This is a genomic window from Pseudomonas sp. MN1F (assembly GCF_009391885.1).
GTDB lineage: Bacteria > Pseudomonadota > Gammaproteobacteria > Pseudomonadales > Pseudomonadaceae > Aquipseudomonas.
The window spans coordinates 1-13,330 of the sequence record NZ_VZII01000051.1 but is presented as its reverse complement, the minus strand read 5'-3'; the positions used below and the strand labels follow the sequence as shown (position 1 = coordinate 13,330).

The window sequence follows — 13,330 nt, the reverse complement described above, 5'->3', positions numbered from 1 at the left end:
CGGGCGCAGGAATACATCAGAATCACCATTGTTGTTGTTGATGGGCCGGGCGCGGAGACTTCCGGGTGCCCTGGCTGACCGGTCTTGTGCCGGTAGTGGCGGCTATCCTAGGGGGACAAGCTTTCAGCCAGCTTTCGCCGGGAAAACGGCGACGGGAGGTAGGTGATGCTGGATGTAACCGAGGGTGGCTGCCATTGCGGGGCCTTGCGTTATCGGCTGCAGGGTGACCTGACGGATGTCGCCCATTGCCATTGTTCGATCTGTCGGCGGGTCAGCGGCGGGCTGGTGGTGACCTGGGTCACCCTGCCCCGCACCGGTTTCCGCTGGTTGGCCGGGCGGCCCCAGTGCTATGTGGCGCCGGCCAGTTGCAAGCGGTATTTCTGTGGGGAATGCGGGGCGCATGTGGCGTTGGTGACCGAACATAGCCCGGGAAGTATCGATGTGACGGTGGCGACGCTGGATCACCCGGAACGGGCGCCGGCCAGGCGACACATCTGGATTGGCAGCCGGTTGCCCTGGCTGCACCTGGATGAGCAGTTGCCGGGGGAGGCGCAGGAAAGTCTGTAAGCCTTTGTGTTGCCTGTACCGGCCTCATCTACAGGGTGAGGCCGGTACAGGGTTCAGGGCAACTGCAGGCCGCCAGCTGCCTTGTGCAAGGCCCGCAAATGCTCGCCAATGTGCTTCACGTTGGCCTCGACCGCGGCAATTTCCTTCGCCCGTGAAGGCTCCAGCAGCGCCCTCACCTCTTTGTCCAGGTCGCTGCTCAGGCGCAGCAGCTTGGCCTGTCGCTCGGCGCTGACCTGCTCCAGGTGCTTGCGCTCTTCCGGCTGTGGCAACCCATAGCCCTTGGCATCCAGCAACTCGGCCGGGCGGCTGAGGAAGCCGCTGTTGGCAAGCATCTGCTTCAGGGTCTCGTCGGCTTTGTTGATGCTGCCGTCCTTCAGCGCTGCGGCGTTCAGGTAGCGCTGTTTCACTTCGTCCTGAGCCAGCAGCAACTGCCGGCGCAGGCTGGCCTGCTCGAGTAGCAGCAAGGCCGCGCTGGTGCGCAGGTCGGCCTTGTCGAACCACGCGCGCCTCTGCTCTGGATCCTGGGCCAGCCAGTCCTCGACCTCGGTCTGCTTGATCGGCAACTGCTTCCTCAGCACATCGAACATGGCCTGGTAGCGGTCGCGGTAAGAGTCGAAGCGATAGCCCAGGCGCAGGGCCTCTCGCGGGTCATCGAGCACGCTGGTATCGGCCAGTCCCCTGCCCTTGAGCACGGCCAGCAACCCATTGGGCATGATGCTGTCGAGATCATTCAGGCGTGGGTTGGCCGTGCCGCTGCGCAGCAGCTTCAACGATTCCACCGCGCAGTTGTTGGACAGGAACCAATAATTGCCGTCGTAGCTCCAGTGCATCTCGGCGGCCTGGCGCACCAGGTTCTCGATTTCGTCGCGGTTGAGCTTGAGTGGTACCGAGGCTAGGCTGCGCAGTTCGGTCTTGGTGTATTCATCGATCACCTGGCCCAACGGCAGCACGAACAGCCGTGAGGGATAGGTGCCGACCAGGCCGTCCCAGCTGGACAGCTGCACGTCGTTGACGAACGCACGGTAAGACAGCACCAGGCTCTGGTCGAGGTCCAGGCGGCAGTCCGGGCCACGTGGACGACCGGGTTTGCAGATCACCAGGCGCAGCATGCTGTGGCCCCAGCGGCTGACCAGGTTCTGGTTGGCCTCAGCCAGCAGGAAGTCGACCTCGTAGACCCGCTCGGGGTCGATCTCGCCCAGCGGCTGGCGGGCGAAGTCGCTGCCGGCATTGATGAACGGCAGGCCTTTGGCACAGGTGTTCTGCTGTGGCGCCCAGCTGAAGTGGTCACGCAGGTAGCGGTTGAGCGCCGGTCGACGGCAGCCGTAGCTCGGGTCGAGGAGGAAATACTCCATGTTTACCGCGATGTATTCCTTGGGGCTGCTCAACTCGTAGCTGTCGGGGCTGCGCATGAGCTGGGCGTTGTGCTGCTCACGCTCGCCACGGCGACCGACGTATTGCGGCCAGCCAGCCAGGTCGAGCAGGCGCGGGTCGTCGCTGAGGGTAAAGCGGCGTTCGGCCTGGCCGCGGCACTCTTCCGGCTGGCCGATCTTGCCCAGCGTGCCTTGCTGGCGCGCGCAGCGGGCGATCATCGAGCGTTCGGCGCTTGGCCACAGGCGGGCACGATCATAAATATGGGTGAGCTCATGCAGGACAGTGGCCAGCAGCTCTTCACGCACCGTGCCATGGGGGCGGTTGGTGCGCTCGGTGGCAGCACTGCCGTCAGTCAGGCTGGGCAGCAGGCGGCGGTTGAGTTCGAGGGTCGATACCAGCGAAGCCTGGCCATAGGCATCGGCTGGCATGTTGTCGCTCCAGCTGACCGTGACGCGCCGGTCCAGGCGTTGTTTAAACAGTGGCGGCAGCTTGACCATGGCCTCGTCGAGCAGGGCCTGGCTGGCTTGGGTCTGTTGCGGGTCGAGGCCTGCCGCCTGCAGTTCGAGCTGCAGGTCGGCCAGGGCGGGCGTGCCCAGCAGCGTCAGGGCGCAGCCGAGCAGCCAGGCACGCACGCGGTTCACAGCGCGAGGATGGCTTCGGCCAGTACTTGGTCGCTGGCGTCGCGCGCTTCAGGTACACGCTCGCGCAGGGTGCTGAATGCAGCTTCGAGCTGCGCACCACGGATATCGCCATTGCTGGCGACAAAGCTGGCGGCGTCGTCATGGGCTTCGCGCACGACTTTGGCGTCGCGGATCGAAGTGGTGGTGTCAGAGGTGAAATCGATCGAGCGGCCAAAGGCGCGCACGATGATGTTGCTGGTGGCCACCAGGGTCTGTGCATGGGCCAGGTCGGCCAGCAGCAACATGCCGAGGGTAGCGGCAATCAGCGGTTTACGCATGGAGCATCTCCGAAAAATACAGGGAGTCAGGGATAGTTATTGGACGAGAATTGCTTCTGCCAGTTCAAGGTCACCGACGGAGTGCCGGGCGCAGTTGTGGCGCAGCGAGTCGAGTGCCGCTTCCAGGCGTGCACCACGGATCAGGCCATCGCTGGCAACGAATGCCGCAGCATCGTCGCGGGCCTGCCTGACCAGTTTGCGGTCGAAGGGGGCGGCGGTGACCTGGCTGGTAACGTAGCCCGTGATGACCAGGCCTTGTGTGGTGGTGTCCATGGCGTGGGCACTGGCCATGGCAGTGGCGGTGAACAGCAACGGCAACAGATAACGCATGAGCTTTCTTGACGGCAGGGGGAGTGAACGGCAAAGGCTAGCCCAGGTGCGTGGCCGCTAGCCAACGCACCTGCTTTGCATAGCCTTGATCAGATCGCGAGGATGGCCTGAGCCAGCTGCGCATCACTGGCTTGCAGTTGCGGCATGGTCGAACGGATGTGCAGGAAGGCACTTTCCAGCCGCGCACCACGAATGGCGCCTTGGGTACCGACGAAGCTGGCGGCGTCATCACGGGCGGCCTGCACGATCTTGTCATCGCGGAACGATGAGGTCAGGTCGGAAGTGGCGTCGGTGGAGGCGGCGAAGGCGCGTACCACGGTATCGGTGGTAACAACAAAACTGCTGGCTTGGGCGGTGCTGGCCAGGCCGAGCAGCAGGGCGGCTCCAATCAGGTATTTACGGGTCATGTTCTAGGACTCCTGGATAGGGTTCTGCTTAATCGGACGCTTGCACAGCTCGTTGCGTTACGTGTTTGACAACGGGTTCTACCAGACTGCTGAGCGAAGCGTATCACGCGGTGATGTTTCTGGATGTTAATAGGAGCGGAAGCGGACAACTGTTATGGTAAATTTAATAATTATCATAACTGTACAGGTTGTGCGCGGAACGGCTCTGAAACGTAGCTTGCGGGCAATAAAAAACCCGCTGCAGTCGCCTGCAACGGGTTGGGGAATTCGCGGTGCCGGCCGCAGCCGGCAAACCGGAGCTTAGCGCCAGAACGGCTTGCTCAGCTCTTCGTAACGCTGCGACTCGCTGATACCGGCGTCGGCCAGCAGGCGGGCATCCAGGCGAGCCAGTTGACGGCGGCTGGCCATGCGACGCTGCCACAGCAGCAGAGTGGAGATAGCGCGCAGTGGCAGGGAAGCCTGGGACTGCTGGGCATTGCTTTCAAAAACCAGACCGGAACTGAGGGTACGTTCCATGATGTTTCATCCTTCCGCTTATGGCGGGATTAGGTAGTGATTTAACTGATGCCAATGATCCTCCTCTGCTGTCCATAACAGTAGATACAGTTCAACAGTAATGCGATGGGCCAGTTAACTGTTTAACCCGACTGTTGCACTCGAAATAGGCGAAACTGTACCGGTCCGCACTGAGTTGGTGCATTCTGACGAGGTTCAGAAGATTTGAAAGGCAGAGGGGCGCGAAAATAGCAGTACAGTAGTACAGTTTGTGATGGTGAATTAAGCGAAGTGTTCAGGCGGGGGTGGTTTGACTGTACTGGCCCTGTCGCCGGCGTGGCGACGACAAGGCCCGAACAGTTGAGGTGGCTGGATCAGCTGGCGAGCATGCGCCCGGTTTCTTCCAGGTTCTCGTGCCAGCTCAGTGCTTCACGCAGGATGTGCGGGGTGTGGCCACCACGCTGGCAGGCGCGATCGAAGTAATCGTTCAGCGCTGCGCGGTAGTCCGGGTGCACACAGTTGTCGATGATCGCCCGCGCCCGCTCACGCGGTGCCAGGCCACGCAGGTCGGCCAGGCCTTGCTCGGTGACCAGAATGTCGACGTCGTGCTCGGTATGGTCAACGTGGCTGACCATTGGCACCACGCTGGAAATGGCACCGCCCTTGGCGATCGACTTGGTGACGAATACCGCCAGGTGGGCGTTGCGGGCGAAGTCACCCGAACCGCCAATGCCGTTCATCATCCTGGTGCCGCAGACGTGGGTCGAGTTGACGTTGCCGTAGATGTCGAACTCCAGCGCTGTGTTGATGCCGATGATGCCCAGGCGGCGGACCACCTCAGGGTGGTTGGAGATCTCTTGCGGGCGCAGGACCAGTTTGTCCTTGTAACGCTCCAGGTTGCCGAACACATCGGCATTGCGACGGGTCGACAGGGTGATCGAGCTGCCCGAGGCAAAGCTCAGCTTGCCGGCGTCGATCAGGTCGAAGGTCGAGTCCTGCAGCACTTCGGAGTACATGGTCAGTTCTTCGAACGGCGACTCGATCAGGCCACACATCACTGCGTTGGCGATGCTGCCGATACCGGCCTGCAGCGGGCCGAGCTTGTTGGTCATGCGGCCAGCTTGCACTTCTTGCTTGAAGAAGTTGATCAGGTGGTCGGCAATGCCCTGGGTTTCGTCATCTGGTGGCAGCACAGTGGATGGCGAATCCGGCTGGTCGCTGATGACGATGCCGACGATCTTGGCCGGGTCGATCGGGATCGCGGTGCTGCCAATGCGATCGTCAACCTTGACCAGCGGGATTGGCGTGCGGGTCGGGCGATAGGTCGGGATATAGATGTCGTGCAAGCCTTCGAGATTGGCATTGTGTGACAGGTTGATCTCGACGATCACTTGTTTGGCGAAGATCGCGAAGCTGGCCGAGTTACCCACCGAGGTGGTTGGCACGATGTGGCCCTGTTCGGTGATGGCCACGGCTTCGATGACCGCGATATCCGGCAGCTTGAGCTGCTGGTTGCGCAGCTGCTCGACGGTTTCCGACAGGTGCTGGTCGATGAACATCACCTGGCCGTCGTTGATGGCCTTGCGCAGGGTGCTGTCGACCTGGAACGGCATGCGACGGGCCAGCACGCCGGCTTCGGTCAACTGCTTGTCGAGGTCGTTGCCCAGGCTGGCGCCGGTCATCAGGCTGATTTTCAGTGGCGACTGCTTGGCGCGTTCGGCCAGGGCATGCGGCACAGCCTTGGCTTCGCCGGCGCGGGTGAAACCGCTCATGCCGACGGTCATGCCGTCCTCGATCAGGCCAGCGGCATCAGCCGCACTCATTACCTTGCTGTGCAGGGAGGACAAGCGGATACGATCACGGTACATGGATTGTTATCTCGGGCTACTGAAACTACTGAAGCGCAGTCTAGAGATTTCGCCCATTGCCGTCCCACGACCATGGTCGTATGAGAAGCATTGAAATAGAGCCGTTGATCCGGATCAACAAAAGGAAAGCCCCGGCAGATTCTGACCGGGGCTTCCTTTATATCAGCGGGTTTGCAACAGCCGCTGTCACTCCACCGCTTTCACCATGTCTTCGATGACCTTCTTCGCGTCACCGAACACCATCATGGTCTTGTCCAGGTAGAACAGTTCGTTGTCCAGGCCGGCATAGCCGCTGGCCATCGAGCGCTTGTTGACGATGATGGTCTTGGCCTTGAAGGCTTCGAGGATCGGCATGCCGGCGATTGGCGACTTCGGATCGTTCTTCGCCGCCGGGTTGACCACGTCGTTGGCGCCCAGCACCAGCACCACATCGGCCTGGCCGAACTCGGCGTTGATGTCTTCCATCTCGAACACCTGGTCGTACGGCACTTCGGCTTCGGCCAGCAGTACGTTCATGTGCCCAGGCATGCGCCCTGCCACCGGGTGGATCGCATACTTCACGGTCACCCCGTTGTGGCTCAGCTTCTCGGTCAGTTCCTTCAGGGCGTGCTGGGCACGGGCCACCGCCAGGCCGTAACCCGGAACGATGATCACGCTGTCAGCGTTGCTCAGCAGGAAGGTGGCGTCGTCGGCAGAGCCGGACTTCACCGGGCGCTGTTCTTTCGAGCCTTGCGCCGCGCCGGCATCGGTATCGCCGCCAAAGCCGCCGAGGATGACGTTGAAGAACGAGCGGTTCATCGCCTTGCACATGATGTACGAGAGGATGGCACCGGACGATCCGACCAGGGAGCCTGCGATGATCAGCATCGAGTTGTTCAGCGAGAAACCGATACCGGCCGCTGCCCAGCCCGAGTAGCTGTTGAGCATCGACACCACCACCGGCATGTCGGCACCCCCGATCGGAATAATGATCAGCACGCCCATGATGAAGGCCAGGACCAGCATCAGGGTGAAGGCACTGTAGTGGCCGGTGAAGGTGAACAGCAGGCCCAGGGCGATGGTGGTCAGGCCCAGAATCAGGTTCAGCTTGTGCTGGCCGGCAAACTGTACCGGTGCGCCCTGGAACAAGCGGAACTTGTACTTGCCCGACAGCTTGCCGAAAGCGATTACCGAACCGGAGAAGGTAATGGCACCGATGGCCGCGCCAAGGAACAGTTCCAGGCGGTTGCCGGTGGGGATCGGGTCGCTGATGGCCGTAACGATGCCCATCGACTGCGGCTCCAGCACGGCGGCAATGGCAATGAACACCGCGGCCAGGCCGATCATGCTGTGCATGAAGGCGACCAGTTCCGGCATCTTGGTCATCTCGACACGCTTGGCCATGACCGAACCGGCAGTACCGCCGACCAGCAGGCCGACGATGACGTAGCCGATGCCGGCAGTCGCGCCGCCGTTGCCAACAGAGAGGGCGCCCAGCTTATAGATGAGGCCAACCGTCGTGAGGATCGCGAGCCCCATGCCGATCATGCCGAACAGGTTGCCGCGCCGCGACGTGGTCGGGTGCGACAGGCCCTTGAGCGCCTGGATGAAACACACCGAGGCGACGAGGTAGAGGAGCGTTACCAGATTCATGCTCATGCTTACTTCTGCGCCTCGTTCTTGGTTTTCTTCTTGAACATCTCAAGCATGCGGCGGGTGACCAGGAAGCCACCGAACACGTTGACCGCGGCCAGGGCCACCGCCAGGGTGCCCATCAGCTTGCCGGCCGGGGTCACTGTCAGGGCCGCCGCCAGCATGGCGCCGACGATGACGATCGCCGAAATGGCGTTGGTAACCGCCATCAGCGGGGTGTGCAGTGCCGGGGTGACGTTCCACACCACGTGGTAGCCCACATAGATGGCCAGCACGAAGATGATCAGGTTGTAGATGCCATGGGAAATCAGCATGTCTTCCATTGTCGTGCTCCTTAGCCGTTCTTGCGGACAACCTGGCCGTCGCGGCACATCAGGCAGGCCGCGACGATGTCGTCTTCGAGGTTGATGACCAGCGCGCCGTCTTTGTCGAACAGCAGCTTCATGAAGTCCAGCAGGTTGCGCGCATACAGCGCCGAGGCATCGGCACCCACTTGGGCCGGCAGATTGGTCGGGCCGACGATGATCACGCCGTTTTCCTGCACCACCTGGTCGGCGACCGTCAGCGGGCAGTTGCCGCCCTGGGCTGCCGCCAGGTCGATGACCACAGAGCCAGGTTTCATCTGTGCGACCGTTTCGGCGCTGAGCAGGGTCGGTGCCTTGCGGCCGGGGATCAGCGCGGTGGTAATGACGATATCGGCCTGCTTGGCACGCTCGTGGACCGCCTGGGCCTGACGTTGCATCCAGCTGGCCGGCATAGGCCGGGCATAGCCGCCGACGCCTTCGGCGCATTCACGCTCTTCGTCGGTCTCGTAGGGCACGTCGATGAACTTGGCGCCCAGCGATTCGATCTGCTCCTTCACCGCCGGGCGTACGTCGGATGCCTCGATCACCGCACCCAGGCGCTTGGCGGTGGCGATGGCCTGCAGGCCGGCAACACCTGCCCCCAGGATCAGCACGCGCGCGGCCTTAACGGTACCGGCGGCGGTCATCAGCATGGGCATGAAGCGAGGATAGTGGTGGGCCGCCAGCAACACGGCCTTGTAACCGGCGATGTTGGCCTGCGACGACAGCACATCCAGGCTCTGGGCCCGTGAGGTGCGTGGCGCGGCTTCCAGGGCGAAAGCGGTAATCCCGCGTTCAGCCATCTTGCCGATCAGCTCGCTGTTGAAGGGGTTGAGCATGCCTACCAGGAGGCTGCCACTGTTGATCAGAGCCAGTTCCTGGTCGTTGGGAGCGACCACCTTGAGCACCAATTGGGCGCCGTAGGCATCGGCTGCGCTTCCCAGGGAAGCCCCCACGGCCTCATAGGCACTGTCCGGAATGCTGGCGTTGAGCCCTGCCCCCCGTTGGACGGTGACCTGATGGCCCTGGCCAATCAGTTTCTTGATGGTTTCGGGGGTCGCAGCGACCCTTGTCTCACCGGTCTGCGTCTCGAGAGGAACACCAATGTGCACGACTATTTCTCCTGCGGTGACCTTTTGTCTTTGTAAAAGCCAGCACACTACGGATGGTGCGCTGGGGCGGCTGTTGAGCGCCGAACCCGCCGAATCCAAGGCGGGCGAAGCATTTTGCAGACGAACCAAGGGGCCTTCAACCGGTTCTGGAGCGAAACGAAGTTAAAACTACAAGTCACCCTGTGACCGTATGTCGCAAGCGATAGGCTACAGCCCGTCAAACATGGGCTATTGGCAGATTAGGGGAAAAATAGAAATTTTTTGCGATGATTTCGCTGATGGGCTCGTGAATGTCGTAAAACCCTCTGAAAGCCGCGTGTTTAGCGGTTTGGAAGGGGTTTTTCGATTCACCTGAACAGTTTTCGCTTATGCGACAAAAACGTATATCTGTAGGTGTTTAAAATAATTGACTACAAAGGTAGGTCAGGCACTTTCGTCTTTGTGCGAGGCGGTATAGAGCTGTGCCTGGCTCACCAGCCAGTCACGGAAGGCCCGCAGTGACGCGGACTCTACCTTGCGGTCGGGAATCATCAGATAGTAGGCCTTGTCGCTGGACAGCGCGTATCTGTTAGCGACCACCAACCTGCCCTCCTCCAGTTCACGCTGGATCAGGAACGGCGGGATCAGTGCGATGCCCATTTCGTGCATCGCCGCCTGAGCCAGCATGGAGAATAGTTCATAGCGCGGGCCTGTCATGTCGCCTGCGATATTCAGGCCCAGGCCATTGAACCACTGGCGCCAGGCGTAGGGCCGGGTGGTCTGTTGCAGCAGTGGCAAGCTGGCGATGCGCTGGGCATCGAGCATGCCCTGCCCGTTCAGCAAGGCCGGGCTGCACACCGGCACGGGGTTTTCGCCCATCAGGCGATGGGACTGGGTGCCGGACCAGTCGGCATCACCAAAGTAAATGGCGGCGTCGAACGGGGTGTCGGCGAACAGGAACGGGCGGGTACGGTTGGTCAGGTTGACAGTGACCTCGGGATGACGTTGCTGGAAGTCCTTGAGCCGTGGCAGCAGCCATTGGGTGCCGAAGGTAGGCACTACAGCCAGTTCGATCACGTTGGCGCCCTGCTGTCGCATCACCGACAGCGTGTCGCGCTCTACCGCATCCAGCTGCGCGGCCACCTGCCGGCTATAGGAAAGCCCGGCCTCGGTGAGTTTCACGCCGCGACGTGAGCGCCTGAACAGTTCCACATTGAGAAACGCTTCAAGTCCGCCGATCTGGCGACAGACGGCGCCCTGGGTCAGGGCCAGCTCCTGGGCTGCCTTGGTAAAGCTCTCGTGGCGTGCGGCCGCTTCGAAGCAGACCAGTGCTGTGGTGCTGGGAATCTTGCGGCGCATGTACGACAACCTCACTCATGGGGCCATGAATATGGCGTTTTTGACTATTTCGGAGTGACAAAATATCACTGATGCGTGCGCAATCCTCGTTTGTCGTGGTGCCGGATCAGGCCTAGCATCAATGGCACAAGAAACCGCTCCCCTATTTCGAGGATTTCGCTCATGGCCGGTAAAGCAAGCTTCAACTGGATCGACCCGCTGCTGCTGGATCAGCAGCTCACTGAAGAAGAGCGCATGGTGCGTGACAGCGCTTATCAGTTCGCCCAGGACAAGCTGGCCCCGCGCGTGCTGGAAGCCTTCCGTCACGAGCAGACCGACCCGGCGATCTTCCGCGAGATGGGTGAAGTCGGCCTGCTCGGTGCGACCATTCCCGAGCAATACGGTGGCAGCGGCCTGAACTATGTGTGCTACGGCCTGATTGCCCGCGAAGTGGAGCGCATCGACTCTGGCTACCGCTCGATGATGAGCGTGCAGTCTTCGCTGGTGATGGTGCCGATCAACGAATTCGGTACCGAAGCGCAGAAGCAGAAATACCTGCCCAAACTGGCCTCTGGCGAGTGGATTGGTTGCTTTGGCCTGACCGAGCCTAACCATGGCTCCGACCCAGGCTCGATGATCACCCGTGCCAGGAAGGTTGATGGCGGCTATCGCCTGAGTGGCAGCAAGATGTGGATCACCAACAGCCCGATCGCCGATGTGTTCGTGGTCTGGGCCAAGGATGATGCCGGCGATATCCGCGGCTTTGTTCTGGAAAAAGGCTGGGAAGGCCTCAGCGCCCCGGCGATCCATGGCAAGGTTGGCCTGCGTGCTTCCATCACCGGTGAGATCGTCATGGACAACGTGTTCGTCCCTGAGGAGAACATCTTCCCGGATGTGCGCGGCCTCAAAGGTCCGTTCACTTGCCTGAACTCGGCGCGTTATGGCATTTCCTGGGGTGCGCTGGGTGCGGCTGAAGCCTGCTGGCACACCGCTCGCCAATACACCCTGGATCGTCAGCAGTTCGGTCGTCCGCTGGCGGCCAACCAGCTGATCCAGAAGAAGCTGGCTGACATGCAGACCGAGATCACACTGGCCCTGCAAGGCTGCCTGCGCCTGGGGCGCATGAAGGACGAAGGCACTGCGGCGGTGGAAATCACCTCGATCATGAAGCGCAACTCTTGCGGCAAGGCCCTGGATATTGCCCGTATGGCCCGCGACATGCTTGGCGGCAACGGCATTTCCGATGAGTTCGGCGTGGCGCGCCACCTGGTCAACCTTGAGGTGGTCAACACCTATGAGGGTACCCATGACGTGCATGCGCTGATCCTCGGGCGTGCACAGACCGGCATCCAGGCCTTCTACTGATAAGGAGCCAGCCCATGGGCGCGCTATCTCATCTGCGGGTGCTGGACCTCTCCCGTGTGCTGGCGGGGCCTTGGTCTGGCCAGATCCTGGCGGACCTGGGTGCTGACGTGATCAAGGTCGAGCGCCCTGGCAGCGGCGACGATACTCGCTCCTGGGGGCCGCCCTTCCTCAAGGATGCCGAGGGGGAGAACACCAGCGAGGCGGCCTATTACCTGTCGGCAAACCGCAACAAGCGCTCGGTGACCATCGATTTCACCCAGCCGGAAGGCCAGCGCCTGGTGCGGGAGCTGGCGGCCAGGTCGGATATCGTCATCGAGAACTTCAAGGTAGGTGGGCTGGCGGCCTATGGGCTGGATTACCCGAGCCTGAGGGCGATCAACCCCAAGCTTATCTATTGCTCGATCACAGGCTTCGGCCAGACGGGGCCGTATGCCAAGCGTGCGGGGTATGACTTCATGATCCAGGGGCTGGGCGGGCTGATGAGCCTGACCGGGCGCCCGGATGGAGAAGACGGTGCCGGGCCGGTGAAGGTAGGTGTTGCACTGACCGATATTCTCACCGGGCTGTACTCGACGGTGGCGATTCTGGCTGCCCTCGCCTACCGCGATCAGCATGGGGTTGGTCAACATATCGACATGGCGTTGCTCGATGTGCAGGTGGCGTGCCTGGCCAACCAGGCGATGAACTACCTGACCACGGGCAGTCCGCCGCGGCGGTTGGGTAATGCTCACCCTAACATTGTGCCTTATCAGGATTTCCCGACGGCGGATGGCGATTTCATCCTCACTGTGGGTAACGATGGCCAGTTCCGCAAATTCGCCGAGGTGGCTGGCCAGCCGCAGTGGGCGGATGACCCGCGTTTCGCTACTAATAAGCAGCGGGTGGCAAACCGGGCCGAGCTGATTCCACTGATTCGCCAGGCGACGGTATTCAAGACCACTGCCGAATGGGTGAGTCAACTGGAGGCCGCCGGGGTGCCATGCGGGCCGATCAACGATCTGGCGCAGATGTTCCAGGATCCACAGGTGTTGGCGCGGGGGCTGGCGGTAACCATGCCCCATGTGCTGGCTGGGAGCGTGCCGCAGGTGGCCAGCCCGATTCGGCTGTCCGAAACGCCTGTAGAGTATCGGCGTGCGCCGCCGCTGCTGGGCGAGCATACCGAGGCGGTGCTGGGTGATGTGCTGGGAATGGATGCCGATGCTGTAGGGCGTTTGCGCAGTGCTGGCGTGCTTTGACTCTATATAGAGCGGTTGAAGAGCGGGGAGGCCGTCAGGCCTCCCCGCTTTGCTTTTCAGCGATATTGAAGTTTCTTCAAAATAAGGGTTGACGCGCCTTCGAATCCCCTTATAATGCGCCCCACTTCCGACGTAGTCGAAACGGAAAACTCCTTGAAATTCAATGAGTTGGATGAATCAGGTGGTGTCGGAAGCGCTTCGGTTGAATGATCGATAGCGGTTGAGATGAAGGTTGACAGCGGTTTCAAATGCTGTATTATTCACCTCCCGCAACGAGAGATCGAAGCGAGTTAAGTGTCTGAAGTTAAACGAGTTTCTCGCAAAAAACT

General features: G+C 61.3%; 13 protein-coding genes. 3 read left to right on the top strand and 10 right to left on the bottom strand.

All coding sequences use genetic code 11. The annotated features are described in order from the left end of the window. Nucleotides 1-165 precede the first annotated feature (165 nt). Nucleotides 166-567: a GFA family protein gene (locus F6X59_RS23530; RefSeq protein WP_152958400.1), complete on the top strand. Its 402-nt coding sequence runs from the start codon at nucleotides 166-168 to the stop codon at nucleotides 565-567. 53 nt (nucleotides 568-620) lie between these two features. On the opposite strand, the gene F6X59_RS23525 is transcribed toward F6X59_RS23530, so the two are convergent. From F6X59_RS23525 to F6X59_RS23480, 10 genes are all read right to left on the bottom strand, one after another. Next, complete coding sequence (locus F6X59_RS23525; protein WP_372240501.1) at nucleotides 621-2,579, bottom strand: DUF4105 domain-containing protein; 1,959 nt, start codon at nucleotides 2,577-2,579, stop codon at nucleotides 621-623. Further along, a complete protein-coding gene (locus tag F6X59_RS23520; protein WP_085676648.1) occupies nucleotides 2,576-2,896 on the bottom strand; it encodes a DUF2388 domain-containing protein in 321 nt (106 codons plus the stop codon). The genes F6X59_RS23525 and F6X59_RS23520 overlap by 4 nt, the downstream gene beginning before the upstream one ends. Nucleotides 2,897-2,932: 36 nt before the next feature. After that, nucleotides 2,933-3,226 carry a DUF2388 domain-containing protein gene (locus F6X59_RS23515; protein WP_152958399.1) on the bottom strand — a complete coding sequence of 98 codons (294 nt, stop codon included), beginning with the start codon at nucleotides 3,224-3,226 and terminating at the stop codon, nucleotides 2,933-2,935. Nucleotides 3,227-3,315: 89 nt separating this feature from the next. Beyond that, entirely contained in the window at nucleotides 3,316-3,633 is a 318-nt protein-coding gene (locus tag F6X59_RS23510) for a DUF2388 domain-containing protein (RefSeq protein WP_152958398.1), read from the bottom strand. Between the two features lie 300 nt (nucleotides 3,634-3,933). Next, the gene (locus tag F6X59_RS23505; protein ID WP_054884336.1) at nucleotides 3,934-4,149 is read right to left on the bottom strand and encodes a DUF1127 domain-containing protein; all 216 of its coding nucleotides are present in this window, start codon (nucleotides 4,147-4,149) and stop codon (nucleotides 3,934-3,936) included. A 353-nt stretch (nucleotides 4,150-4,502) separates the two neighbouring features. Continuing rightward, nucleotides 4,503-5,996 (bottom strand): acetyl-CoA hydrolase/transferase family protein, encoded by a 1,494-nt coding sequence (locus F6X59_RS23500; RefSeq protein WP_152958397.1) that lies wholly within the window; start codon nucleotides 5,994-5,996, stop codon nucleotides 4,503-4,505. Nucleotides 5,997-6,182: 186 nt separating this feature from the next. Then, nucleotides 6,183-7,634 (bottom strand): NAD(P)(+) transhydrogenase (Re/Si-specific) subunit beta, encoded by a 1,452-nt coding sequence (locus F6X59_RS23495; RefSeq protein ID WP_152958396.1) that lies wholly within the window; start codon nucleotides 7,632-7,634, stop codon nucleotides 6,183-6,185. Between the two features lie 2 nt (nucleotides 7,635-7,636). Continuing rightward, the gene (locus tag F6X59_RS23490) at nucleotides 7,637-7,951 is read right to left on the bottom strand and encodes an NAD(P) transhydrogenase subunit alpha (RefSeq protein WP_003256966.1); all 315 of its coding nucleotides are present in this window, start codon (nucleotides 7,949-7,951) and stop codon (nucleotides 7,637-7,639) included. A gap of 11 nt (nucleotides 7,952-7,962) precedes the next feature. Beyond that, nucleotides 7,963-9,084 (bottom strand): Re/Si-specific NAD(P)(+) transhydrogenase subunit alpha, encoded by a 1,122-nt coding sequence (locus tag F6X59_RS23485; protein ID WP_015268506.1) that lies wholly within the window; start codon nucleotides 9,082-9,084, stop codon nucleotides 7,963-7,965. A gap of 423 nt (nucleotides 9,085-9,507) precedes the next feature. Further along, entirely contained in the window at nucleotides 9,508-10,422 is a 915-nt protein-coding gene (locus F6X59_RS23480; RefSeq protein WP_152958395.1) for a LysR family transcriptional regulator, read from the bottom strand. A gap of 162 nt (nucleotides 10,423-10,584) precedes the next feature. On the opposite strand from F6X59_RS23480, the gene F6X59_RS23475 reads away from it, so the two are divergent. Together F6X59_RS23475 and F6X59_RS23470 are read left to right on the top strand one after the other, a co-directional pair. Further along, nucleotides 10,585-11,766: an acyl-CoA dehydrogenase gene (locus F6X59_RS23475; protein ID WP_027917221.1), complete on the top strand. Its 1,182-nt coding sequence runs from the start codon at nucleotides 10,585-10,587 to the stop codon at nucleotides 11,764-11,766. Between the two features lie 14 nt (nucleotides 11,767-11,780). Then, nucleotides 11,781-13,001: a CaiB/BaiF CoA-transferase family protein gene (locus F6X59_RS23470; protein WP_152958394.1), complete on the top strand. Its 1,221-nt coding sequence runs from the start codon at nucleotides 11,781-11,783 to the stop codon at nucleotides 12,999-13,001. The last annotated feature ends 329 nt before the right edge of the window (nucleotides 13,002-13,330 follow it).

Bases quoted from the DNA above. Each gene is read 5' to 3' on its own strand.
- F6X59_RS23530 (WP_152958400.1), top strand. From the start codon at position 166: ATGCTGGATGTAACCGAGGGTGGCTGCCATTGCGGGGCCTTGCGTTAT.
- F6X59_RS23520 (WP_085676648.1), bottom strand. From the start codon at position 2,896: ATGCGTAAACCGCTGATTGCCGCTACCCTCGGCATGTTGCTGCTGGCC.
- F6X59_RS23515 (WP_152958399.1), bottom strand. From the start codon at position 3,226: ATGCGTTATCTGTTGCCGTTGCTGTTCACCGCCACTGCCATGGCCAGT.
- F6X59_RS23510 (WP_152958398.1), bottom strand. From the start codon at position 3,633: ATGACCCGTAAATACCTGATTGGAGCCGCCCTGCTGCTCGGCCTGGCC.
- F6X59_RS23505 (WP_054884336.1), bottom strand. From the start codon at position 4,149: ATGGAACGTACCCTCAGTTCCGGTCTGGTTTTTGAAAGCAATGCCCAG.
- F6X59_RS23500 (WP_152958397.1), bottom strand. From the start codon at position 5,996: ATGTACCGTGATCGTATCCGCTTGTCCTCCCTGCACAGCAAGGTAATG.
- F6X59_RS23495 (WP_152958396.1), bottom strand. From the start codon at position 7,634: ATGAGCATGAATCTGGTAACGCTCCTCTACCTCGTCGCCTCGGTGTGT.
- F6X59_RS23490 (WP_003256966.1), bottom strand. From the start codon at position 7,951: ATGGAAGACATGCTGATTTCCCATGGCATCTACAACCTGATCATCTTC.
- F6X59_RS23480 (WP_152958395.1), bottom strand. From the start codon at position 10,422: ATGCGCCGCAAGATTCCCAGCACCACAGCACTGGTCTGCTTCGAAGCG.
- F6X59_RS23475 (WP_027917221.1), top strand. From the start codon at position 10,585: ATGGCCGGTAAAGCAAGCTTCAACTGGATCGACCCGCTGCTGCTGGAT.
- F6X59_RS23470 (WP_152958394.1), top strand. From the start codon at position 11,781: ATGGGCGCGCTATCTCATCTGCGGGTGCTGGACCTCTCCCGTGTGCTG.